The following is a 22,167-nucleotide window of genomic DNA, read 5'->3' as shown; positions in this document are numbered from 1 at the left end:
TTTTATAAAAGAGGCCGGCCATGTGCGGCCTCTGCCGCAGAGGTACATGGTTGCCTTATTCCCGGAAATGCTCATGGTTAAAAATGTGGTCTGAGCAGAAGCAGTGATAGCCCTGACACTTGGAGCAGTAGCGGAATTCCAGCTCCGGGTGGTCGGCGTCCGTGCGGCCGCAGACCTCGCATTTGTGGCGGTAGCCCCGCTCCGCCTCCGTCCGCTTCTGTTGCCGGACAGCGGACTTGAATTGGATGGTCTGCCGGGAGCGCTGCCGGCTCTGGACGCCCAGTGCACGGCTGATGTCCTCCCAAAAGAAAATGACGAAATTCAAAAGCGCCACCACAGCGGCCAGCGCACTGGCAAACATACCGTAGCGCAGCGACCGAACCACGCCCCACGCAAACAGGGCAACATCCGCCCACGCCAGCCACTTCGCCTTCAGCGGAATAATCATGTAAAACATGATCTGCGCGTCCGGGTACAGCGCCGCAAAGGCCAGAAACAGTGTCAGGTTGATGTAGTAGGCGTCGGAAAGGCTCCAGCCGTAGTAGCCCGTGGCAAGGGATAGAATGATCGTGGACAGAATGCTGAGCACCATGCCGCAGAGATAATACAGTGTGAACTTCGCGGTCCCCCACTCCCGCTCCAGCGTGCCGCCCACAAAATAGTAAAATGACAGCATGATCAGCAGAGAAATGGGGTGATAGGTAAACGGCAGCAGCACAAACGTCACCAGCCGCCACAGCTCTCCGTGGAGCACATGGTACAAATCAAACGCCAGAAAGCTCAGCGCCGCCGAGCCCGCGAACATGGATAGGATGTACGTTGCCGCGTTGGCAATCACGATATAGAGCATCAGGTTCGGAATCCCGAAGCGTGGATGGCTGTAGGCGAACCTGTCGATCCACTGGTTGATTTTTTTCAAGGCGATGCCTCCCGTCTTTTGTTTCCCGCGGCCGCCGAGTAAAGCCGCAATATAGGATATTATAACCGCTCCCATCGCAAAAGTCATCTCCATTTTATGAACGATTCGCCCATTTGGAAAAGAAGCTGACTTTTTTGTTGACAAGCCGCCAAAACTATGCTAAACTAAACGAGCGTTTGAGAGGCGGGTGTCCTTTCCTGAAACGGAGAGATGTCCGAGCGGTTGAAGGAACCGGTCTTGAAAACCGGCGAGGCGCAAGTCTCCGTGGGTTCGAATCCCACTCTCTCCGCCATTTTTTCATAAACACCATCGACCTGCGGAAGTACCCAAGAGGCCGAAGGGGCTCCCCTGCTAAGGGAGTAGGCTGGATAAAACCGGCGCGAGGGTTCAAATCCCTCCTTCCGCGCCATAAGGTGGCAACAATTCGGATATTTTAAGCGCAACGCTTAGAATACCAAAGGGTTGCCACCTTTTTTTATTTCAAATTCCGCACTCAGAAAAAAAGATATTTTCGCGTTATTTTGGTAACTGGGGAGATTCGAACTCCCCCTTTCACAGATTCAAAGGCAAAATCCTGAGAAGCGCCCTTTTTGCGGGCGCAGAATAGAGCGATCTTTTCTCAAAATTTCATACGATCTTTCAGGCGTCTGTTTGTTGGTTTCGTCGAAGCCATCAAATAGGCGCCCTTTTTCATTTCACAACTTAATCCATCACCCGGCCGGAGCATTTCAGGATGCTCCGGCTTATTTTTTTGCTTACGAGGAGGACTTCACAATGAACGATCAGAACGAAACCATGCAGCTCCGTTACCTTGAAGAAACCGCCACCCGGCTGCGACAGAACGGTTTCACGGTGGAGCCGATTGAGGATCACCACCTGCCCGTCTGCTGGGAAAAAGGGCGTCTCTGCCGTATCTCCGGCAAGGGCAGCGTGTTGTACCGGCAGGAGTGTGTGGACAGCGTCCGGGCGCAGGATGCGCTGCAAAGCGTCATCGACACCGCCAAAACGACTTCGGAGTACATGGCGATTCTGGAAACCGCGCCGCGGCTCAAAGCCAGCGGTCTCACTGGTGACTACCGCGTCCTTGCTGACTTCGGTGACGCAGTGCTGGCGGCCCACCCCACCGAGCGGGGCGTCCAATTCGTGACTTGGGAGTGGGACTTCGACCGCAAAGGCGTCCATCACGGACATTATTTTCAGGATGACTACGATGCCGCCAAGCGAGACTTCACCGTCCGCGGCGGGCTTGTTCCAAAAGACGCCCTTTTTGAACCGGAGCAGCTTGCAGAGATCTACCGCGCACTGGCTTTTGTCCGCGAACAGGACGAAACCCTTTCGTGCGGACGGGATCGGGATCTGGCGGAGCTGATGGAGCAGGTCGGCAAATCACTGCCGGAAGCCGCTCTGCGGCAGCGGGACGCGCCGGAGCGGGGCACCATGACAATGAAATAAATATCCACGCAGGCCGAGCATTTCTGCTCGGCCTTTTTATTTTAACGAGGAGGAAAAGATGATGGAAATTTACGGCACGATTCAATTCAAGCTCATCCTTCCGCACTTCCCCGGCTTTCAGCAGGAGCCGCTGCCGGAGCCTGTTTGCAGCCGCTCCCCGGAATGTGACGGCTGTCCCTACCCCCGCCACGGCTTTCTCTGCTGGGGCGCGGATGGAACCTGCTTGCGGACACGGATGAACAAAATCAACGGATTGGAGGAAAAAAATGATGTTTCAAGCAATTTTGAGTAATCCCAGTCACCCGGAATACGGCGTGGCGACCATCCCGTTCCCCATCCCCCACGACCAGTACGCGCATTGCATAGAGCTGTTGGAGGCGTTGGAGATCGGCGACGCGCTCAAGACGGACTGCAAGGTAGAGAAGATCGACAGCTTCTACGATGTACTCAAGCGAGTGGAAATGCTCACGGTCAATGTGGAGGAGCTGAACTACCTCGCCAAGCGGCTGGACAGCTTCGACACCGGCGAGGCCGCACAGTTTCAGGCAATGGCCCACAAGCTGGAGCTGTTTGAGTTAAAGGATCTCATCAACCTGACCTTCTGCAGCCAGCAAGCCACAGTCATTACCGACTTTTCCGACCTCGCCGCTGTTGGCCGTGACCACTACATGAACCTGCACGGCGGCAGCGCAAGTGTGGATGAGCTGAACAAACTGGATGGCGAGGAAACCGCGCGGCGGCTCATCGAAAACGGCGGCGGCACGATCACCCCCTACGGCGTAGTCTACGACAACGGCATGAAGTTAGAGCCGGTCTACGACGGTCGGTTCTTTCCCTGCTATTACTATGAGCCGAATGTCATCACCGTTGCGGTGACATCCAAGAGCAAGCCGGAGGACACAGAACACATCACATGGCTGTTTCTCCCCATGGAGCGGGAGGAACTCGATCGCACCCTCCTTCGCGGGGGCATCACAGATCCCACCAATGCCCGCCTGCGGCTGGAGGACAGCCAGCTTCCCAATGAGGTGGATGTCCTTCTGGATATGGAGTACGAAACTCTCTATGATCTTAACGGACTGGCAGAGACGACGGATGGGTTGTCAAATGCGGACATGGAAAAGCTGGGTGCCGTGGTCATGCTGGCAGAGCCAAAGTCCGCGGCACAGATCAAAAACCTTGCGGAAAGCCTCGACCTGTTTGACTTCGCCCCCGGCACACATACGCCGGAGGAGTACGGCAAGTACATGATCCGGCAGTCCGGCCACTTCGAGTATGACGAAAATCTTGACGCTTTTTATGACTATGAAAAGTATGGCACGGAGCGCATGAACGCGGAGGACGGGATGTTCACCGATCGGGGCTATGTTGCCTACAAAGGCTTTTTTCGCATGGAGGAAGTGATGAACGGCAGCCAGAGCAGCCGCATGGAGATGGGAGGGCTTTCACGATGATCATTCGAGCAGAACTGAAGTGTAAGCAGGCAGGATGCGAGGCAGGCCCCTGTGCCGTGGCTGCATGGATTTCGAGAAATACGATCAGGACTGCATGGAAAACGACTGCGTGACAAAAACAGAGTTCGGCCTGCTGCGCCGCTTTGACCCGCCGTTCCCGGTGCAGCAGCAGGAACAGAGGATGATGTAAGCAAAAGCGGCTCGATCCATTTGGAACAAGCCGCTTGCTAAGCAGATAAATCGGGATTGGTTTTATAGAGGCCTTTGCAAATACACCATATCTACAAGGTGTACACCACACTCATATATCGGGTGATCATAATGATCCGTAAAGAAATTTGGCACGATATACGAGCGTACAAAGCCACATTTTTCATAAAAGGGTATCGTCAATGGGCTGTCGCCGGTTCCCACTTGCAGTATCGAAAATTGTCCACGGTATTTTTCAACAAGAAATTCAATCAGTGCTTTGGCATAGCCTTTTCGCTGAAATGGGGGAACTGTAGCAATATTCTTAATTTCAAGTATTCCAGTCCCTTCATCCGTTACGACACACTCGCATTTCACTCCGTCATCATCGAGAACATACATTTTACTTTTATAGAGATAACGGTCAACCATATCTTCCTGCTCATCCGCCAATAGGAGCAAATCAAGATATTGTTTTTTGTTTTCTGTAACTTCTACAATTCTCATCAATCACACCTGCAAATTCCGATTTCTTTACCTCATCATAGCGTATCCCCAGTAATGTGTAAAGCCAAATTCTACACCGAAAGGAGATCTTAACCTTGAAAGATTCAACGCAATTTCATATCCGACCTGCCCGCCCGGAGGAGGCGGGCTTATTTTATGCCCAGCACCCCGAAGAAAATAAGCGCCTTGGCGCTGTCGGCTGTGTCCGCATGGACTTCGGGCGCAGCGGAAACGAGTTCTGGCATACCTGGTGGCCCCGTGGCCCGGAGGAACTGAACAGCCCCGCGTTCAAAGCGGAGTTGCAGCAGATCGTTGGTAAGCTTCGTGAAGATGTGCTGAAAAGCCGCTTCGCGATGGAGCGTTTCTGCTATAACCACGGCGGGAAAATCAACGGTGGCTATGCACAGAACTACGGCTACATCGTGGAAACGGAGCACTACCGGTACTGCCTGCGCTGCAATCCGTCCCCCGGAGATTATAACGGTTATCTGACCTGCTTTGATCTCGATGTGCAGCGGCAGAACATGGCGCGGGACAAGCCGCTGGTCGGCCGTGTGTCCTACGCCAATGGCGACGCGCAGGAGTTTACCGATGCCAAAGCCTTTCTCAAGTGTGTGCGGGAGGAATTGCCGTATCACCCCACCACAGGCTTCCGTTACGAGATGCTGACCGACGATCCCACCGTCCGCAAGCAGGTGGATGACATGATCTTTGACTTCTATGGCGAGGAAAATCCCCGTCAGTTGGAGGAATATCAAAAAATGCCCGATCAGGGCATGACAATGGGAGGAATAAAATGATGGACAGAAAAATGGTGAATTTTATCAAGGAGCAGTATCCCCCCGGCACCCGCATCCGGCTTAATTCGATGGAAGACTCCTACGCGCCCATTCTTCCCGGCACCGAGGGCGAAGTGGACTTTGTGGACGATGAGGGGCAAATTTTTATGAAGTGGAACAATGGCCGCACGCTGCCTCTCATCCCCGGCGAGGACAGCTTCACCGTGCTGCCGCCCAAGCTGACCAGCCTCAAGCTGTATATGCCCTTGACCGCCGATCTCTACGAGCGAAACGAGTACGGCGAATTTGATGACAGCAGCACACTTCTGGAGGGCAGTGAGCTGCGGGGCTATCAGGATCAGATCACGGCGGCGCTGGTGAAAAACCGGATGTCGGAGGAGGCGGAGCGCGGCATCATGCATTGGTATGATGAAGCCGACAGCGTTGACCGCAAGGTGCGCTCCGCCGTCTTCATCGTAGAGGAACGTGACCGGCAGCTCTGGGGCGTGGCGGAATGCCGCGTCGCCGGAAAATTGTCGGATACCGAAATGGATACTTTGAAAGAGTTTATCACCGGACAGGCTTCTGATGGCTGGTGCGAGGGGTTTGAGCAGCGGGAGATTTCCGTGGATGACGGCGGTGAATTGTATGTCCACTTTTGGAATTCGGACGAGTGGAGCATCCAAACGGAGCAGGAGCTTTTCTCCCCCAAGCTGGCGGAGGGTCTGCCGGAGTTGTGCTTCTCCACGCTCCCCGGCACCGGCGAGCTCATCTGCATCAAGCGCGGTGAGAGCGGCTACTACCACAGTGATTGGAACACCAACGATCCCACGCATAATCGTGAACTGGCGGACTATAACAACGAGCGGCTTGGCGTTACCCCCGCACAGGAGAAAGCCATGAAAACGGGCTCCATGTTCGGCTGGAACATCCCCGGTGCGGACCCGAAGGCCTATGAGCAGGGCGGGATGAAAATGGGAGGTCTCGGCCGTGGATAAGAAAATATTTCATGTATATCTTGCGAAAGAAAGCGTACCCAACAACGAATCCTATGCCAAGCTGGACTTGCCCGCCTCCCCGTGGGAGGTGGTGGATGCGCTGGACAAGGTACGGCTGAACGAGGGTGAGCAGTTATACATGGAGATCGAAGACTACGATGCCTTTGAGTATCTCTCGCCCCATTTGGACGGGTTGGACATCAGCCTCAACGAACTGAACGACCTTGCCGCGCTGCTGTCGGTACTGGATGAGGTGCAGGAGGTTGCCTTTGAGGGATTGTTTTCCATAGAGGTGCAGAGAAAAGTAAACGCCAACGGCGGCGTCATCACGCTGCAGGATCTGCGGAATCTGGCGGTCAGCGCAAAAACAGACTGCTATCATGTGGTGGATGCCGCGGATGACGCCCAGCTTGGCCGCTTCTACGCGGAAAATGAATTTATCCCCGAACTGGACGGCGTATCCAACGAGGTATTCGAGATGCTGGACTTCGCCGGCATTGGAAGAATGATGCGGTGCAGTGAAAACGGCGTTTTTGTGAACAGTCTGTATGTGCTGCGGGATGACGAACTGACAACTGCGCCGCCTGTCCAAAAGGCGCTGCCGGGAAAGCCGGGATACCTCTTTCGGCTCACGCTTGGATTGCATCCCGACATTGGCGATGCGCGCACGGTGACACTGGATCTTCCCGCAGCAGAGGCGGAGCTGCTGGACGCGCAGGAACAGCTCGGCGTGGAGGGCTGGGAGGGCGTCACGGTCATTGATTATGACGGGATCATCCCCTATGCGGCGGACTTCACCGACCTGCCCATGGAGCTGGAGGAATTTAACGCCTTCACCAAGGCCGCGCGGGACATTCCGAGATCCGAGGTGCCAAAACTGAAGGCTCTGTTGGAGCAGTTCGAGGTACGGGACATCGAAACCGCCCTGTTCTTGACGGAGCATCTGGCGGACTACGTCCTCACGCCGGACTTGAGTTCCCCGCAGGAAACAGCCATTGACCACCTACGCTTCATGACGGATGACCATTCGGCGGAGCTGCTGCTCTCCCATGTGAACCTCTACGCCTACGGCTGCGACCTCATCAGAGAGGACAACGCCGTGCTCTCGCCCTACGGTCTGCTGCACCGTGCGGACTATCAGCCCATGCTGTCACCAATGCAGGAAACACAGAAAATGGAGATGAAAATGAAATAACACCGCCTTGACCCGTAAAACGGGCAAGAAACTTTCAGAACTCCCCTTCCCGGCATCGCATCGCGGCATAGGTGATGAGATCCTCCGGCGTGAGGACGTTTCCATCACAGGGGATCTCACCCCAGATTTTCCGCGCGGCAGGGGCAGGGTTACACATTGCCATCGCCATAGCCAGACGGATCTCCCTGCGCACCTCTTCCACGGTGGTATGGTGTCTGCGGGCTACTTCCAGCAGAGCTGCTTCGGCACGAATATTCATTTGTTTCATATCGTTCACTCTTTCCTTTTTAGAACGGTTATCGTTCTCGTGGAACTACAATACCACAGGAGTCTACGGGAAACATGTCGAACGCAGTCGAAAAAAACAGAGGTCTGCAAAAAGCAAACCTCTGTCATACTGTTACTGGAATTCAGTGATCAATGCGTCCAGCACATTCATCACCTTACGCTGCCCGTCCGGGGAGAGCGTCTTCAAACGCTCGGAGAGTTCCGTGGCTCGGAGCATCGTCGCCGCGTTCAAACTGTCCTGAAGAAGCTCGTCTGTCCCAACATTGAGCACGTTGGCAATGGCAACCAGCTTTTCCAGCTTTGGCGGCTTCACGCCCCGCTCTACAACGCTCACATGATCCACGCTATAATCCACAGCGGCAGCAAGATCTTCCTGCGTCATGCCGACTCGCTCGCGAGCGGCCTTGATCCGTTTACCCAATGCGACCTGATCCATACGCAATCTCCTTTTGAACGGTATCCGTTCTTAAATTATATGGGAGATAGCGTTTGTTTCACAGGAGCACACGGGGCGATTACCGTTCCGCAAGAACGGAACATTCAGAAAAACAATCACACTCAGGGGCCGTATTCCCGGAGGGGGAAAGCGGCCCCTTCTTTTTTGCGCATTGTCCCTTCCTCCGGGAGTACAACTCCGGAAAGGAGCAAAAATGCGAGAAGAAAAATTATTGAGTTATCTGAAAGGAGCATGTACCGGGCGAAGGTACAGTGCGAGCAGCGCTGCGCTGGAAGCGGCTATAGGGATTAGCGGAACAGATCTTCGAAAACTGGTAAATCGTATGAGACGCAAGGGTGTTCCTATTGGGAGCGATCGATGCGGATACTTCTACGCGGCGACTGCCGGTGAAGTCTACTCCACGATTCAGCAGCTTCAAAACATGGAAAATGGACTTGCGGCAGCAAGACGCGGATTAGAGCGGTCACTGGATGCTTTTCCTTTGAAAGAAGGTGCATCTTGAACAGCTTTATCCCCTGGGTAGGCGGCAAGGGCAAGCTGCTGTGGATCATCAACAAGCTGATGCCGGACCACTATAAGCGTTTCATCGATGTATTCGGCGGCAGCGGCACGGTGACGATAAGCCGTCCTATCCAGCGGGGCTGTATGGAGGTCTACAATGACTACAACGGAAATCTGACGAACCTCTTCTGCTGCGTGAAAAACCGTACCATGGCGCTCTTAGCGGAATTGGGGTTCCTGCCGCTGAACACACGGGATGACTTCAACGTCCTCTATAAATTTTTCTCAAAGGATGAGATCACGGATGATTATCTGCAGGAGGAAATGGATCTGACGGAGGTCTACCTCAAGCCGCCTGACGCAGAAGCCATCCGTGCCCTCATGTTGGAACGCGCGCCACGCGGAGATATTCGCCGTGCCGCGGATTACTTCAAGCTGGTGCGATACAGCTTCAGCGGCGGCGCCAAGTCCTTCGGCGGTAAGCCCTGCGATATCCGCCGTTTCTTCCATCTGATTTGGGAGTGCTCCCGCAGGCTGGCCAATGTTGTCATTGAGAATAAGGACTTTGAGGAGCTGATTCGCCAATATGACAGGAAGAATGCCGTACTTTACTGCGATCCGCCCTACTATATGGCAGAGGGCTGCTATCCGGTAGAGTTCCCGCTGGAGGATCACCAGCGGCTTCACGATGTGCTCATCGGGAGTGAGGGGTACTTTATTGTTTCGTATAACTATCGGGAATACATTTGCGATCTCTATCAAGATGGCTGCTTTATTTTCCGGACCTCGCGCCCAAATAGTATGTCGCAAAGGGCAGGAAGTGAATATGAGGAAATCATCATCACGAACTATGATCCCCGCAAGGCTTGCTGGCAGCTCTCCTTGGAAAACCTGCTGGGCGGTGACGGCGATACCCGCTATGAGATGATCCACGAGCCAAAGTGCCCATTGAAATGTTAAACAAATCAAAAAAAGAGGAGGCAAACATCATGAAATTCCATTTGAACCATGACCCCGCGAACAAGACCCTTACCATTCCCCGTGCCGCGCTGCAGCTCTCCGGCCTTGCAGATGTCAGCGACCTGATCCTCCATACCGACAGCGGCTGTGTTCTGCTGCTGCCGGGAGATCCCACCGTGGCAGAGCTGCTGAAAACCATTTCTCTCATCTCTGCCGTTGCACCGCAGCTGATCTCCCGTCTGGCGGAACGAAGCCAGATGGCAATGGAGGCCGGAATGACGGAAACGGTATGCGGCGCCTGTGAACGCAAACCCCACTGCTCCGGCCTTGAAATTCCACCCTGTCAGCTGGCGGAGGCGGGGATCTCGCCCACTGCCGCGCTGGAGTCCTTTGTAGAGGAGGGCAGAGTCATCGTGCAGGCAGCGGAGAAAACCGCCGCGGATGTGCTCATCGACGATCTGGACGATGATATTCGCACCATGTTGGAGGATTCCGGTGTGCGGATGGAGGGCGTATGCCGCCTGCTGGAAAAGGAGGAGATCTCAGGATGAATGACACCTATCTCTACCCCTACTCCTCTGCCGAGGCGAGAGATCGGAACGAGCTTTCCCTCTGGCGGGAGAGCCACAAGGCAAACATCGCCTGCCGCAACGCCATCGAGGACGCCATCCGTCAGAGCTTCGACGGAATGCATCTGGACAAGAACTGTATCACGCCGGTGCTGGAGGAATACGGCTACAAGCGCACCGCGTGGGTGCTTGCCAACACCCTGCACGAGCTCAAGTGGGACGGACGTTTCGGCCATGCCAACAAGCAGTGGGCGGAGCACGCCTGCATTCCCAAAGACATCAACCACAACAGCGATTTTGTTGTCCGAAGCCATCCGGCCGTGCTGGATGGCTTCGTCACTTTCTACCGCAAGGCAGTGCAGGCGCTGGATCTGTTCGGCGCGGAGCATTGCGTTGGTGACCGTGCGGAGCAGGACTTCACCGGCAAGGTGCTGGTGCTGTCACCGGAGGCGCTGCGGGAGCAGTATTGGGGGCAGGATTACCAACTTCTGTATGCTCGGAGCGGCTTTGGCTGCGAGCCTCATTCCAGTGGTCGCGCAGTCTTTGCCACCTGCCTCTCGGACGGCGAAACAGCCAGATGGAACCGGGAGGATTTCATCGGTGTACTGGATGACAAGTTTCTGCCCGGATGGGCGCGGGAAAAGCTGGAAGAGCTGATGACACAGGAACAGACGGACGCCCTCACTATGGGCGGTATGAAAATGAAGTGAGGAGGATACTTGCATGAGCATGACCTATTACACCGTGGACGATCTTCGGCCCGGAAGATCCGGCTGGGGTGTGAAACGTTTTTCCGCGTTGAATGACGCGATCTCCCATTACCGGTCGCTCCCTATGGATGGGGCCCGCGTCCTCGGCATGGCGGATGATGCCCACGCCTATGAGCTCATCCGCTGTGTGCGTCTTTTCCCCGGCGATGCCCAGGGTGAGGATGTTCTGGCGGCAGATCACTGGCGCGGCGGCTTGGTGAAAAAGGACGCTGCCCTGAAAGACGCGCTGGAGGTTTGCATGGAAAGCCTGCGGCCCCGTTTTCTTCTGGAGCCGGAGCGCCTGATCCCCGTTCCCCAGCGCAAGAAGCTGCGGAAAGAACTGCGGGAGGCCCTTCTCTGGCAGGGCTATGAAGAAAACTACGATTCCGCCATTCGCGCTGTTTTTGTGGGAGGTGCTGGCTGGCTCTCGCCCCAGGATGTGAAAAAGCAGCGGCAGCTTCCTCTGGTGCTGCGCTATCGAGTGGACGGCATGACGAAGGATGGGGCCTACCTCTCCTTAGAAGTGGAGCCTTGGGAATATGACCTCCTGCTGGAGCAGACAAGAGATCACTATAAAATGAAGAAAAGAGGATAACTACATGAAACGAATGCTTTCCCTTTGCGCCGCGGCGCTGTGCCTGACCTTGTCGCTGACGCCCACCGCGCTGGCGGCGGACTTTGAGCCTGCGGTACCGAACGCCAAGGTCTGCTACCCCACCGCCATCGTTCGCAGTGACGATGGCACGGAACTGAAAAAGATCTATGATCTGAGCCCCGAAGACGATCCTACCGGTATCCCCCGCTCGGACTTCCGGCAGGACGGCTTCCACTACACCCTGACGGACCTTTTGAAGCAGGAGCTTCCGGAAAATGAGAGCCGCCAACACACGGAGCACATTTCCGTTGAAAGTGCCAAGAAAGATATGGAATCTGTGTTGGCGCTGCTGCCGCAGGAGCGGGAATTCATCACGGATGACGGTCTCATGGGAACCCTGACGCTCCGACTTGATACCGTGCAGGTGGAGCCGTCCGGCTACGGCACTGCCACCAAGGGAATCTCCACCAAGCGCAGCTATCCTAACCTTGCCGAGCAGGATACGCAGTATCTTCCCAAAACCATTACGGAAAACGGTAAGACCCTGACGCTCACGGACATCCAGTGGCAGACGGACAACACCGCCAATCTGGACGGCTACGCTGTGGCAGACCGCTACACAGCCGTTGCCACCTATTCCGGCAGCGCCACCAGCAGCTATGTGAAAGGCTATACCGTCACGGCGGATTATGTGGGCACGGTCAGCCGGATCGCCCTGAACCGTGTCCGCTATGTCGCCATTTTTGAGGGAACGCCCATCCAGTCCACGGAGCCTGCGGAGACACCCGCCACGGCGTCCGCGTTCCGCTGGTCTTATGTGCTCATTCCCATTGGGATCGTGGCCGCGGCAGGCGCGGGCGTCGGCGGCGCGCTGCTGGTAAAACGCAAAAGAGAAAATGCAAATGAGGAGGATACAGAATGAAAAAGATCATCACCCTTTGCCTGAGCCTTTGCATGACAGCAGCTCTGGCGGCTCCGGCGTATGCGCTGGAATACAGTATCGCCGCGCCGGACGATTATGACTTCGGCAAAGACACATCTATTGAGGTCATCCACACAGCGGACGGCGGCGCTATGAAAAACGCCGACATGAGCAAAAACGCAGCGCTCATTCCGCCTGCTTTCGGCTCGGAGAGCATGAACGCCCTCCACACCGGTGAATACCTCACGCCCAACCTTGCCCCCGGTGGTATTCCCGCGTCCGGCGCGGTCATTGGCGGCAGCGCCTCCGGCGTTGTCACACCCGGCAGCACGGTGAATAGCGGCAGCGGCTATCAGCCCGCCGTGCTGTTCACAGAGGTGACGGGCGACCTCTACTACAAAAACGGCTCCCTCGGCAGGTTGGAGATCCCCTCGCTGGATCTGAGCGTCCGCATTTATCAGGGGACGGACAGCAAGACACTTGCCAAAGGCGTCGGACACTTCGAGGACACCTCCATCTGGAACGGCAACGTCTGCCTCGCCGCTCATAACCGGGGCGTCAACAGCTATTTCGGCCAGATCCACACGCTGGACATCGGGGACAACATCACCCTGACCACCAAGCTGGGCACCCGTACCTACAAGGTGACGGATGTATTCAAGGTCAGCGAAACGGATCGCGGCGGCCTTGCTGACTCCGGTGAAAATATGCTGACGCTCTACACCTGCGTCCGCAACCAGCGGGACCAGCGCTGGTGCGTCACCGCAGCGGAGGTCTGAATCTTTCTCCCTTTTGCCGAATCAGTTCTGTTCGACTTCTGCCCTCCACTTGTGATATGGTGAAGCTGCGAAGAAGATTTTCACACATACATAATTAGAATGGAGGCAGAAAGATGAACGAGAGCAAAAACGTGAGAAAGAATGTCAGTATGATGCTCACAGGCATGGTGATCGGCGCGGCGCTGACCGGCGGCTCTATCGCAGCCGCAGCCGGGATCACGGCGGAACCTACCTGGCAGCCCATCTTTGTGGATGGTCAGCAGGTGGAAATGCAAGCCTACAACATTGCGGGACATAACTATGTGAAGCTGCGGGACATGGGCAAGCAGGTCGGTTTCAATGTTTATTGGAACGCCGGAGTCCAAATCGACACCGGACATCCATACACGGGGATCGCCCCTGCCGCATCCGGCATCCGCGTCAGCAGCTACAAGGGCAGCGCCCTCCGCCCCGGAGACCGCAGCGGCTTGAATATCAGTCCCAGCGCGGATATAAAAAGTGTGGTCTCCACGCAGCCCAATGTCATCCGCGTTGAGAATGCCTCCGGCCTCTGGACCGCAATCGCGGTCAGCAGCGGCACATCCGACGTGGTCGTGACCGATCAGCACGGCCAGACCGCCGCTTTGACGCTGACAGTGGCTGACGGCAAGCAAGGCGCAAGCATTCCGGAATCCGGCGCCAGTCAGACAGACGCGGCACGGCAGGAGATCGTCCGGCTGGTCAATCAGGTACGCCGTGAAAACGGCGCGCCGGAGCTGACGGTCAACGCGGCTCTGATGGACGCGGCGCAGCATTGTGCGTCCCTGCGTGTCACATACCACCAGAACAAGGTGGAGTGCGAGGCGGTAGCGGCTGCTGGGTATCCCCATGGATTTGGATCGAACATCACCGCGTTCGCAAATGTGCCCGCCTCGGAAACCGCAGAGCGGGCAGTGGAAAATTGGCGGAATTCTCCCGGCCACTTCCAGACGATGGTTGACCCTGATTGCGACACCATCGGCGTCGGGGTCTCAACTGATGAGGGCGAAACGATCTGCTTCCTGTTCGTCGGTGATCCCAACGCGCACAATCCCTACGCATAACCTATCCGCAACTCAATATGCTCACATGGCCTTCCAGCTTCATTGCCGGAAGGCCATTTCAGCGTGTCGAAAAAGTTTTTTCTCCCCGCTGAACAAGTTTTCAGAACATTATAAAAGTTCTGAAAACTTAGGATTTCAATGGCGCGGGACACCCTTCTTGGGTTTCCCGCGCACACCCTTCCTTACCGTCGCGGAGAATTCTCTACTTTATCGACAGACTCCATGGCCTTCCTGCTTCATCGCAGGAAGGCCATTTTTTATGAGCAAATCTAAAAAGAAAGGTCAAATAACGATGAAAAAGACATGGCATTCATTGAAAAATCGCGTGACCGCGATGCTGCTGGCCCTGATCTGCGTTCTCGGCCTGCTCCCCACTGCCGCGCTTGCGGCGGGAGCCGACACCATCAAGCTGGAACGGTTCGGCATGAGCGGCGTTTCCTATCAGTCCGCCAGCCTTGGCAGATGCACAATGCACCAGATGTATTACGGCGTGGCCGGGAAGTCCTCCGTGGGCTTCTGCGGGACGAAGGGCGGCGGCATGGGCACCTCCCTGATCGGCCAGACCTGGGGCGATCCGAAGCCCGTCACCGATCCCACCGTTAAAATGATGATGGCCTATTACTACGCCCACTCCCTCGGCATCTTCACGGACAAGGCCCACGCCCTTGGCGTGGATGACATCTGGGATTCCGGTTATAGCTGGTACATGAACGCCTGGGTGCAGGCCATCGTGTGGCGGTATAAGGACGGCTCCCTGGGTGATTCCGCCACCGCCTGTGCGGAGGAATTGATGTACGTCTGGAACTCGCTGAAGGGCGCGAGCTATACCAGCATCGACCAGACCTGCGACGGCGCCACATTCCGGGACCGGGCGAAATATATCCTGGATCTGGGCAAGCAGGATGTTTGGGGCGATTGCGCCGTAAAAGAGTATTCCTTCACCGGCGCTGGCTCTGCCGCCCACCCCGCCAGCACCGTCCAGAGCGTTATGATCGGCAGTCTTACCGTGACAAACGAGCAGTACAAGCTGGTGGTCAAGAAGGTAGACGCCACCAACCCCACCAAGGGCCTTGCCGGAGCGCGGTTCCATGTGGAATCCACCAATGGCTCCTTCTCCAAGGACATCGTCACCGGCGCGGATGGCACCTATACCTTCTCTCCCTTGGACGCCGGAACCTACGCCGTAACGGAAACGGCGGCTCCGAACGGCTACGAGATCGACAACGCGGGGCCTGAATATGTGGTCCTGCCGAATAACGGCAGCAGCACCGTGACGATCACCTTTACAGACACCCCCACCGTCACCGCCACCGGTAAGATCCGCAAGGTGGACGCGGACGATCCCACCAAGGGCCTTGCCGGGGCGGTCATCAAGATCACCGGTGTGGATAACAATTTCACCGGCACCTATACCACCGGAGCGGGCGGCGCGCTCACGGATGTGCCTTGGGATACCATGCCCATCGGCAGCTATGTGGCGGAAGAAATGACGCCGCCCAACGGCTACTCTCTGAGCAAGGACGCTGGCAAAGTCCGTCAGGAATTCTATTGGGACGGCAAAACAGACGTATCGCTCGTTTTTGAGAATGACGCGAAGGTAAAGATCCAGCTCATCAAGCTGACCGACGCCAACGCGCCCCTCCCCGGCGCGGTATTCCACATCCTCCGGGACGGCCAGCTGATCGGCACGGAGGTCACAGACGCCTCCGGCAAAATCACCGTCCCCCATGTGACGGAGGGGATGTACGCCTTTGTGGAGGTCAGCGCCCCTGCGCCCTACGCCAAGCTGACCGCCCCCGTCTGCGCCCATGTGGATCATGCCACCGTCAATGGCGGCGGCACCGTGACCGTAACGGCCAAAGATCAGAAGCTCCCCAATCTGACCATCCAGAAGCTGGATAAGCAGACCAAGCAGCCCATCCCCGGCACCGTTTTTGAGATCAAGGGCATCCATTACGGCTATCATCAGGACGTCACCACCGGGCCGGACGGCAAGGCGGTTCTCACCGCTGTCCCTGTTGACAGCTATGAGGTAAAGGAAATATCCGTCCCTGCCCCCTATGTGGTGGGCGGCGAGACGATCCAGACGATCTACCTCGGCCCCGGTGACGATCAAAACCTCGTATTTGAAAATCTGAAAATGCCCCGGCTGACCGTCACCAAAATCGACGCGGAGGATTCCAAGCCCATCCCCGGCACCGTGTTCACCGTAGAAGGCATCGACAGTGATTTCTCCGCCGATTGGACCACCAGTGAGGACGGCACCGTGACGGACCACGTCGCCCCCGGCAGTTACAAAATTACAGAAAAGTCGGTTCCCGCTCCGTACTACCTGCCCAGTAAAAACGCCGACAGGGAGCAGACCGTCAGCCTGAACGCCGGTGACGAGGTGAATGTCACTTTCAAGAATCGGAAAATGCCACAGCTCACCATCTACAAGAAGGACAGCGTGGCGGGCGCTCCTGTGGAGGGAGCCAAGTTCCACATCACCTACACCAGCAGCGGCGAATCCGCCGAGGCCCCCGGCACCATCGACTATGGAAATATCCTCACAGACGCCAAGGGCGAGATCCGGCTCCATGAGCAGGGTAAGCGGCTCTATCCCGGCGAGTACACTGTGACCGAGGTGGAGCCCGCTCCCGGTTTCCAGATGAAGGAACCCTCCACCCAGAAGATCATCCTCCACGGCAGTGAGAGCAAGACACTGACCTTCCAGAATACCCCGCTGAACGCCATCGTTGTCGAGAAGTACGACAGCGTGACCCATGAGGCTCTCCCCGGCTGCACCTTCCAGCTGCGGTTTTTGGGCGGCACCTCCGGCACCGGCGGCACGACCATCGGGCAGAAGGTCACCGGCAAGAACGGCACCGCCATCTGGACGGGCCTGAAAAGCGGCACCTATATCGTGGAGGAGGTTGACCCTGCCGATGGGTACTCCATCATCAACGCCTCGGAAACGATCTATCTGGCGGACAGCGGTGAGCAGAGTGTTGTCACCGTCCGCTTTGACAACGCCCCGGACGGCATCCTGCTGATTCGCAAGGTCTGTTCCGTGAACCCCAGCGTGACCCTCGCCAACGCGGAATTTAAGATCACCTACGCGGACGGCACGCTGATCGGTGACGCCAATGGCATCTTCCGGACGGACGAGCACGGCGAGATCCGCATCCCCGGCCTGAAACCCGGCAAGAGCGTCATTGTGACGGAAACGAAGGCTCCGGACGGCTATATCATTGATACCCAGAGCCAGACCGTTCAGATCAAGGAGGGCCGCACGGTCAGCCTGACCTTCAAAAATCAGCCCAAGGGTAAGCTCATCATCCAGAAGCGGGACAGCACTACCGGTCAGCCCCTCCCCGGTGCGGAGTTCCGTGTGACCACTGCCGCTGGCTGTGAGGTGGGGCTGGATGGCGTGATCGGCACCGGCACCCTGACGCAGAATGGCATTTTTACCACCGACGGTCAGGGCGAGATCAAAATCACCAATCTGGCTCCCGGCGCTTATGTGCTGACTGAGATCAAGGCCCCGGCAGGGTATGTGATGGATCGTGCGTCCACAAACGTGGTCATCGGCAAAAACGGTGATACGCAGACTGTCATCGTGAAAAACTCCAAGGCCGGAACCCTGGTGATCGACAAGCGGGATTCCCTCACCGGGAAGCCCTTGCAGGGCGTGACCTTCAAGGTGACGACCTCTACCGGCGAGTTTGTACCCGCTGAAAATGGACAGATCAGCAGCAACGGCCTGTACTTCACCGACAAGGATGGCAAAATCACCATCCATGGTGTGGTGGGGACGCTGGTGGTGACGGAAACGGCCACCATTCCCGGCTACACCATCGACGAGGCCAGCCGCACCCAGACGGTGGTAGTCAACCCCAATGACACCCAGGCCCTCCACTTCACCAACACGCCCAGCACCACCCTTGTGATCGAAAAGTATATCGAAGGCACCACAACGCCGCTGAAGGGCGTGACCTTCCTTGTCACCGACAGCTCCGGCGCGGTGGTGGGCAACTCCAACGGAGAGTTCATCACCGATGAAAATGGACGCGTCGTTATCCATGACCTGACCCCTGGCACCACCGTTACGGCGCGGGAGGTCAAGACCGTGGAGGGCTTTGTGCTGGACGGCACGCCGAAATCCATTCTCATCAAGGCGGGCGAGGTGCAGACCCTTCGCTTTTATAATGTCCGCGCGGGCGGGCTTACCGTCATTAAAAAGGACGAAAAAACCGGAGAACGCATCCCCGGTGTCCAGTTCGAGATCCGGAAAATGGATGGCGAGATCGTCGGCACCTTCACCACCGATGAAAACGGCGTGATCTATCTCCCCAAAGCGGAAAATGGATGGTACACCGTGACGGAGCGGAAGGCTGCCGAGGGCTACCGTCTGGATGACACGCCCCATCGGGTCGAGGTCAGGGATGGGCAGACCGCCACGCTGGAGATCACCAACAAGGCCATCTCCGGCATCCTGCTCCACAAGGTCAATGCCGTCACCGGCGAGGGCATCCCCGGCGTGTCCTTCATCCTCTATGACAGCGGCAACGATCCCATCGCGCAGGAAACCAGCGATGACCGGGGCTATGTCCGGTTTGAGGGACTGGAAGATGGCCGCTACTATCTGCGGGAACTGGAGAATGAGGGCTACATCCCCGACACGCAGAAAAAGACCGTGTATGTAAAGTCTGGTGAAACCACGGAAATCGAGTGGAAGAATACCCCAATCACCGGCCAGATCCAAGTGACGAAGGTCAGCGCCGACTACAACGCCATGAACGGCTGGCCTGCCGGGACGCCCATCTCCAACACTGTCTTTGAGATCTACAACGCCCGCACCAATCGGCTGGTGGATACGATCAAGACGGATAAAAACGGCTTGGCGGTGAGTAAACCCCTGCCTTTGGCGCGGTATAAGATCGTGGAATCCAAGGCGGCGGAGTTTTACGGACTGGATAAGACGCCCATTGAGGTAGAAATTGAGTATGCCGGTCAGATCGTCAAGGCAAGCATGGCTAACAAATCCCTCTCAACGAATGTGTCGATCAAGAAAACCGGCTATGTGGAGGTCATGCCGGGGCAGCTTGTCCGCTACAATTTCACCGGTATTGCCAACAATTCCACCACGGCGCTGGAGTCGTTCTACTGGAGAGACACTTTGCCTGTCAAGGCGGTTCGGCTCCAGACCATCTATACTGGCACGTGGAATACTCCCGGAAATTATAAGATCGTGTATCGCACGAATCTCAGCGGCGGTACCTGGCGCACGCTGGCGGATAACCTGAGCACATCCAAAAATTATGTGCTGGATGCTTCCCCCGCGGCGCTGGGGCTTGCCTCCAACGAGTATGTGACGGAGTTTATGGCTGCGTTCGGCATCGTCCCCGCCAACTTCCGGCAGGTGGAGGCCCCTCGCGTGGACTGCAAGGCACTTGCCAAGCTCACCGGCGGTACGCAGTTCGTCAACACGTCGGACGCGGGCGGCGTCTACAACGGGCAGTGGATCATGGCGACCTCCCGCTGGGTCACCCGTGTCTACGCCCCCAGTAAGCCCCTGCCCCGCACCGGTTATTAAGAGCTAACAACAACGGATGCCGCTCCGCAAGGGGCGGCATCCCCATATCAAGGAGGTTAATATCTTGAAACACAAAAAAATCATGATTTTGGCGTTGGCGCTCCTGCTCCTGACCGCGCTCTGCTGCACCTCCGCCCTTGCCGCGGGCGGCGATGTGGCAGGCGCTGTGGAGCAGACATGGAAGGAGGCCGCTACGCAGATTAAAAGCGTGGTGGAGAAGGTGGTGTTCCCGGCGCTGGATATGATCCTCGCCATCGCGTTCTTCGTAAAACTTGGCGGCGCGTATTTTGATTTTCGCCAGCGAGGTCAATTTGAGTGGACCGGCCCCGCTATCCTCTTTGCCTGCCTCATCTTCACCCTGACGGCCCCGAAATACATTTGGAGCATCATTGGGATCTAAAAGGTGCAAGGGTAAAAATCAGTTGCTTATTTTCTGTGTGCTGGGTATAATGGAAATTAGGAAAGGAGGCGGCGCGAATGACAGAATCTGTGAAAAATGAGCTTTCTGATATCTGCCGGATCATTGACGCAACTGTGGATACAGAGAAGATCTATCTTTTCGGCTCATACGCCTATGGTACACCAACCGATGATAGTGACTACGATTTGTGCGTCATTATCCCGGAAAATTCCATGCGTCCGGCAGACGCGGTCAAGGCGATCCGCCGTGCGCTCTTTTCAGCGCAGTCCGTCCCCTTGGATGTAATTGTTTATCGCTCTAACGCATTCCATCAGAGAGCGGAACACGCTTCTCTGGAGCGGAAAATCGCAAGAGAGGGGGTCTTGCTGTATGAGCACCGGCTGGAGCAGCGAATGGCTTGACTTTGCCTATATGGATCTCAGCGCCGCGGAACATCTGCTGACGATGCGTCCGCTGCCTGTGGAAATTATTTGCTATCACTGTGAACAGGCTGCCGAAAAATTTCTAAAAGCCACGCTTGTTCAATTCGACAGAGAGCCGCCCAAAACGCATGACCTTATCCAGCTTTGTAAGCTGTGCTGTGAAGTAGACACGCGATTTGAGCAACTGGCAGACTCCTGTATTGAACTGACGCCATACGGCGTTCAAGTTCGCTATCCATCCAATTTAGAACTGGATGAATCCGACGCCGTCTGCGCATTAAAGGAATGCAGGCTCGTTCAAGACTTTGTTTGCCAGAAACTTGGATATGAACCGGAAAGCAAAGATACCCAAAGCTTTGGACAGACAATGAAATAAGTAAAGACAGCAGTCAAGGCCGTCGCCCGAAAGGGCGGCGGCCTTGTCGCGTCTCCGGAGGTGAATGAACAATATTTATTTGGGATTTTGTCGCCGCGACAGTCCTGGATCAGTTGGTAGATTGGTTCTACGGGCAGATCGTGGGCTTTCTCGGCAACTTCTTTGCCCTCATGGGCAATATGGGCGTAGAGCTGTTCGAGCTGGAATGGGTCAGCGCCATCATTCTCTTTTTCTCCCGCCTTGCGTGGGCACTGTTTACCGTCAGTGTGGTAGTCTGCGCCTTTGAGTGCGGTATCGAATACTCCGCTGGCAGGGGCAATCTCCAGCAGTGCGGGATGAACATCATCAAGGGCTTTCTTGCGGTGAGCCTGTTCACCGTTGTCCCCGTCCGCCTCTACGCTTTATCCGTGTCGCTGCAGGGAACCTTTTCTGCGGGACTCACCGGCTACGGACGGAGCATCGGTGAGGTGGGACAGGACATCATAACGGAGCTCAACGAGATCCAGACCCTTGCCGATGTGGTAAATAGCTCTCACTTCGGCCTTGGCGTCATCACCAGCCCCATTATGCTCCTTTTTTGCGTGATCCTCATGGGCTACGCGGTGCTGAAGGTGTTTTTCGCCAACCTCAAGCGCGGCGGCATCCTGCTCATCCAGATCGCGGTGGGCAGCCTCTATATGTTCAGCGTCCCACGTGGCTATCTGGACGGCTTTATGGGCTGGATGCGGCAGGTCATCGGCTTGTGCCTAACCGCCTTCCTCCAGTCCACCATCCTCGTTGCGGGACTTATGGTATTCAAGGATCACGCGCTCATGGGCGTTGGACTCATGCTCTCCGCTGGCGAAGTGCCGCGCATCGCTGGCAGCTTCGGCTTGGACACCACAACAAAGGCCAATATTACGAGCGCCGTTTATACGGCGCAGGCTGCCGTCAACACCACCCGAACCATCGCCGCGGCGATCAGATGAAAGGGTG

At 56.3% G+C, this 22,167-nt stretch carries 24 protein-coding genes and 2 tRNA genes; 22 read left to right on the top strand and 4 right to left on the bottom strand.

Annotation, left to right across the window (positions count from 1 at the left end; all coding sequences use genetic code 11):
• Nucleotides 1-55: 55 nt before the first annotated feature.
• Complete coding sequence (locus PY311_RS05920) at nt 56-919, bottom strand: rhomboid family intramembrane serine protease (RefSeq protein WP_286147755.1); 864 nt, start codon at nt 917-919, stop codon at nt 56-58.
• A 204-nt stretch (nt 920-1,123) separates the two neighbouring features.
• On the opposite strand from PY311_RS05920, the gene PY311_RS05915 reads away from it, so the two are divergent.
• The 6 genes from PY311_RS05915 (at nt 1,124) to PY311_RS05890 (ending at nt 4,015) form a co-directional block, all read left to right on the top strand.
• Nucleotides 1,124-1,211 (top strand) — tRNA-Ser (locus tag PY311_RS05915).
• A 24-nt stretch (nt 1,212-1,235) separates the two neighbouring features.
• A tRNA-Ser gene (locus PY311_RS05910) sits at nt 1,236-1,328 on the top strand.
• A 365-nt stretch (nt 1,329-1,693) separates the two neighbouring features.
• Nucleotides 1,694-2,371: a hypothetical protein gene (locus tag PY311_RS05905; protein WP_286147754.1), complete on the top strand. Its 678-nt coding sequence runs from the start codon at nt 1,694-1,696 to the stop codon at nt 2,369-2,371.
• A 58-nt stretch (nt 2,372-2,429) separates the two neighbouring features.
• Nucleotides 2,430-2,663 carry a hypothetical protein gene (locus PY311_RS05900; protein ID WP_286147753.1) on the top strand — a complete coding sequence of 78 codons (234 nt, stop codon included), beginning with the start codon at nt 2,430-2,432 and terminating at the stop codon, nt 2,661-2,663.
• Nucleotides 2,638-3,825, top strand: coding sequence for an antirestriction protein ArdA (locus tag PY311_RS05895; protein ID WP_286147752.1), 1,188 nt, complete (start codon nt 2,638-2,640; stop codon nt 3,823-3,825). Before PY311_RS05900 ends, PY311_RS05895 begins: the two co-directional genes overlap by 26 nt.
• A gap of 34 nt (nt 3,826-3,859) precedes the next feature.
• Nucleotides 3,860-4,015, top strand: a complete 156-nt coding sequence (locus tag PY311_RS05890; RefSeq protein WP_286147751.1) for a hypothetical protein — start codon at nt 3,860-3,862, stop codon at nt 4,013-4,015.
• Nucleotides 4,016-4,077: 62 nt separating this feature from the next.
• On the opposite strand, the gene PY311_RS05885 is transcribed toward PY311_RS05890, so the two are convergent.
• Nucleotides 4,078-4,521 (bottom strand): GNAT family N-acetyltransferase, encoded by a 444-nt coding sequence (locus PY311_RS05885; RefSeq protein ID WP_187013521.1) that lies wholly within the window; start codon nt 4,519-4,521, stop codon nt 4,078-4,080.
• Between the two features lie 95 nt (nt 4,522-4,616).
• Here PY311_RS05885 and PY311_RS05880 point away from each other — a divergent pair, with 95 nt between their 5' ends.
• The 3 genes from PY311_RS05880 to PY311_RS05870 are packed head-to-tail and all read left to right on the top strand — an operon-like array spanning nt 4,617 to nt 7,493.
• Nucleotides 4,617-5,321, top strand: a complete 705-nt coding sequence (locus PY311_RS05880; protein ID WP_286147750.1) for a hypothetical protein — start codon at nt 4,617-4,619, stop codon at nt 5,319-5,321.
• The gene (locus PY311_RS05875) at nt 5,318-6,298 is read left to right on the top strand and encodes a DUF4314 domain-containing protein (RefSeq protein WP_286147749.1); all 981 of its coding nucleotides are present in this window, start codon (nt 5,318-5,320) and stop codon (nt 6,296-6,298) included. Before PY311_RS05880 ends, PY311_RS05875 begins: the two co-directional genes overlap by 4 nt.
• A complete protein-coding gene (locus PY311_RS05870; RefSeq protein WP_286147748.1) occupies nt 6,291-7,493 on the top strand; it encodes an antirestriction protein ArdA in 1,203 nt (400 codons plus the stop codon). Before PY311_RS05875 ends, PY311_RS05870 begins: the two co-directional genes overlap by 8 nt.
• Before the next feature lie 34 nt (nt 7,494-7,527).
• Here the strand turns inward: PY311_RS05870 and PY311_RS05865 are convergent, their stop codons facing one another.
• Nucleotides 7,528-7,761 carry a hypothetical protein gene (locus PY311_RS05865; RefSeq protein WP_256264570.1) on the bottom strand — a complete coding sequence of 78 codons (234 nt, stop codon included), beginning with the start codon at nt 7,759-7,761 and terminating at the stop codon, nt 7,528-7,530.
• 132 nt (nt 7,762-7,893) lie between these two features.
• On the bottom strand, nt 7,894-8,217 hold the full coding sequence (locus PY311_RS05860) for a helix-turn-helix domain-containing protein (protein ID WP_256264569.1): 324 nt from the start codon (nt 8,215-8,217) through the stop codon (nt 7,894-7,896).
• Nucleotides 8,218-8,431: 214 nt separating this feature from the next.
• Between PY311_RS05860 and PY311_RS05855 the strand changes: the two genes are divergently transcribed.
• The 13 genes from PY311_RS05855 (at nt 8,432) to PY311_RS05795 (ending at nt 22,160) form a co-directional block, all read left to right on the top strand.
• Nucleotides 8,432-8,740, top strand: coding sequence for a hypothetical protein (locus PY311_RS05855; protein ID WP_187013526.1), 309 nt, complete (start codon nt 8,432-8,434; stop codon nt 8,738-8,740).
• Nucleotides 8,737-9,699 carry a DNA adenine methylase gene (locus PY311_RS05850; RefSeq protein WP_286147745.1) on the top strand — a complete coding sequence of 321 codons (963 nt, stop codon included), beginning with the start codon at nt 8,737-8,739 and terminating at the stop codon, nt 9,697-9,699. The genes PY311_RS05855 and PY311_RS05850 overlap by 4 nt, the downstream gene beginning before the upstream one ends.
• Nucleotides 9,700-9,728: 29 nt before the next feature.
• On the top strand, nt 9,729-10,250 hold the full coding sequence (locus PY311_RS05845) for a hypothetical protein (RefSeq protein WP_286147744.1): 522 nt from the start codon (nt 9,729-9,731) through the stop codon (nt 10,248-10,250).
• Nucleotides 10,247-10,978: a DUF3849 domain-containing protein gene (locus PY311_RS05840; protein WP_286147743.1), complete on the top strand. Its 732-nt coding sequence runs from the start codon at nt 10,247-10,249 to the stop codon at nt 10,976-10,978. Before PY311_RS05845 ends, PY311_RS05840 begins: the two co-directional genes overlap by 4 nt.
• Before the next feature lie 13 nt (nt 10,979-10,991).
• A complete protein-coding gene (locus PY311_RS05835; RefSeq protein WP_286147742.1) occupies nt 10,992-11,612 on the top strand; it encodes a hypothetical protein in 621 nt (206 codons plus the stop codon).
• Between the two features lie 4 nt (nt 11,613-11,616).
• The gene (locus tag PY311_RS05830; protein ID WP_286147741.1) at nt 11,617-12,534 is read left to right on the top strand and encodes a cell wall anchor protein; all 918 of its coding nucleotides are present in this window, start codon (nt 11,617-11,619) and stop codon (nt 12,532-12,534) included.
• On the top strand, nt 12,531-13,313 hold the full coding sequence (locus PY311_RS05825; protein ID WP_286147740.1) for a class D sortase: 783 nt from the start codon (nt 12,531-12,533) through the stop codon (nt 13,311-13,313). Before PY311_RS05830 ends, PY311_RS05825 begins: the two co-directional genes overlap by 4 nt.
• A 113-nt stretch (nt 13,314-13,426) precedes the next feature.
• Nucleotides 13,427-14,395, top strand: a complete 969-nt coding sequence (locus PY311_RS05820) for a CAP domain-containing protein (RefSeq protein ID WP_286147739.1) — start codon at nt 13,427-13,429, stop codon at nt 14,393-14,395.
• A gap of 292 nt (nt 14,396-14,687) precedes the next feature.
• Nucleotides 14,688-19,973: a SpaA isopeptide-forming pilin-related protein gene (locus PY311_RS05815; protein WP_286147738.1), complete on the top strand. Its 5,286-nt coding sequence runs from the start codon at nt 14,688-14,690 to the stop codon at nt 19,971-19,973.
• Between the two features lie 82 nt (nt 19,974-20,055).
• Nucleotides 20,056-20,373 (top strand): DUF3852 domain-containing protein, encoded by a 318-nt coding sequence (locus tag PY311_RS05810; RefSeq protein WP_455723108.1) that lies wholly within the window; start codon nt 20,056-20,058, stop codon nt 20,371-20,373.
• 77 nt (nt 20,374-20,450) lie between these two features.
• Entirely contained in the window at nt 20,451-20,795 is a 345-nt protein-coding gene (locus PY311_RS05805; RefSeq protein ID WP_187015153.1) for a nucleotidyltransferase domain-containing protein, read from the top strand.
• Nucleotides 20,764-21,192, top strand: a complete 429-nt coding sequence (locus tag PY311_RS05800) for a HEPN domain-containing protein (protein ID WP_187015152.1) — start codon at nt 20,764-20,766, stop codon at nt 21,190-21,192. The genes PY311_RS05805 and PY311_RS05800 overlap by 32 nt, the downstream gene beginning before the upstream one ends.
• 71 nt (nt 21,193-21,263) lie before the next feature.
• Nucleotides 21,264-22,160 (top strand): conjugal transfer protein TrbL family protein, encoded by an 897-nt coding sequence (locus PY311_RS05795; protein WP_286147985.1) that lies wholly within the window; start codon nt 21,264-21,266, stop codon nt 22,158-22,160.
• Nucleotides 22,161-22,167: the final 7 nt, after the last annotated feature.

This window comes from Neopoerus faecalis (genome assembly GCF_029218125.1).
In the GTDB taxonomy this organism is placed as follows: Bacteria; Bacillota; Clostridia; order Oscillospirales; family Oscillospiraceae; genus Oscillibacter; species Oscillibacter faecalis_A.
This window is presented reverse-complemented; position numbering and strand designations above follow the sequence as displayed.

What these genes read in the sequence shown, in the direction of transcription:
- PY311_RS05885 (WP_187013521.1), bottom strand. Translation starts at nt 4,521, where the DNA reads ATGAGAATTGTAGAAGTTACAGAAAACAAAAAACAATATCTTGATTTG.
- PY311_RS05835 (WP_286147742.1), top strand. Translation starts at nt 10,992, where the DNA reads ATGAGCATGACCTATTACACCGTGGACGATCTTCGGCCCGGAAGATCC.
- PY311_RS05820 (WP_286147739.1), top strand. Translation starts at nt 13,427, where the DNA reads ATGAACGAGAGCAAAAACGTGAGAAAGAATGTCAGTATGATGCTCACA.
- PY311_RS05900 (WP_286147753.1), top strand. Translation starts at nt 2,430, where the DNA reads ATGATGGAAATTTACGGCACGATTCAATTCAAGCTCATCCTTCCGCAC.
- PY311_RS05840 (WP_286147743.1), top strand. Translation starts at nt 10,247, where the DNA reads ATGAATGACACCTATCTCTACCCCTACTCCTCTGCCGAGGCGAGAGAT.
- PY311_RS05830 (WP_286147741.1), top strand. Translation starts at nt 11,617, where the DNA reads ATGAAACGAATGCTTTCCCTTTGCGCCGCGGCGCTGTGCCTGACCTTG.
- PY311_RS05895 (WP_286147752.1), top strand. Translation starts at nt 2,638, where the DNA reads ATGATGTTTCAAGCAATTTTGAGTAATCCCAGTCACCCGGAATACGGC.
- PY311_RS05825 (WP_286147740.1), top strand. Translation starts at nt 12,531, where the DNA reads ATGAAAAAGATCATCACCCTTTGCCTGAGCCTTTGCATGACAGCAGCT.
- PY311_RS05845 (WP_286147744.1), top strand. Translation starts at nt 9,729, where the DNA reads ATGAAATTCCATTTGAACCATGACCCCGCGAACAAGACCCTTACCATT.
- PY311_RS05860 (WP_256264569.1), bottom strand. Translation starts at nt 8,217, where the DNA reads ATGGATCAGGTCGCATTGGGTAAACGGATCAAGGCCGCTCGCGAGCGA.
- PY311_RS05805 (WP_187015153.1), top strand. Translation starts at nt 20,451, where the DNA reads ATGACAGAATCTGTGAAAAATGAGCTTTCTGATATCTGCCGGATCATT.
- PY311_RS05865 (WP_256264570.1), bottom strand. Translation starts at nt 7,761, where the DNA reads ATGAAACAAATGAATATTCGTGCCGAAGCAGCTCTGCTGGAAGTAGCC.
- PY311_RS05890 (WP_286147751.1), top strand. Translation starts at nt 3,860, where the DNA reads ATGCGAGGCAGGCCCCTGTGCCGTGGCTGCATGGATTTCGAGAAATAC.
- PY311_RS05855 (WP_187013526.1), top strand. Translation starts at nt 8,432, where the DNA reads ATGCGAGAAGAAAAATTATTGAGTTATCTGAAAGGAGCATGTACCGGG.
- PY311_RS05800 (WP_187015152.1), top strand. Translation starts at nt 20,764, where the DNA reads ATGAGCACCGGCTGGAGCAGCGAATGGCTTGACTTTGCCTATATGGAT.
- PY311_RS05810 (WP_455723108.1), top strand. Translation starts at nt 20,056, where the DNA reads ATGATTTTGGCGTTGGCGCTCCTGCTCCTGACCGCGCTCTGCTGCACC.
- PY311_RS05815 (WP_286147738.1), top strand. Translation starts at nt 14,688, where the DNA reads ATGAAAAAGACATGGCATTCATTGAAAAATCGCGTGACCGCGATGCTG.
- PY311_RS05905 (WP_286147754.1), top strand. Translation starts at nt 1,694, where the DNA reads ATGAACGATCAGAACGAAACCATGCAGCTCCGTTACCTTGAAGAAACC.
- PY311_RS05875 (WP_286147749.1), top strand. Translation starts at nt 5,318, where the DNA reads ATGATGGACAGAAAAATGGTGAATTTTATCAAGGAGCAGTATCCCCCC.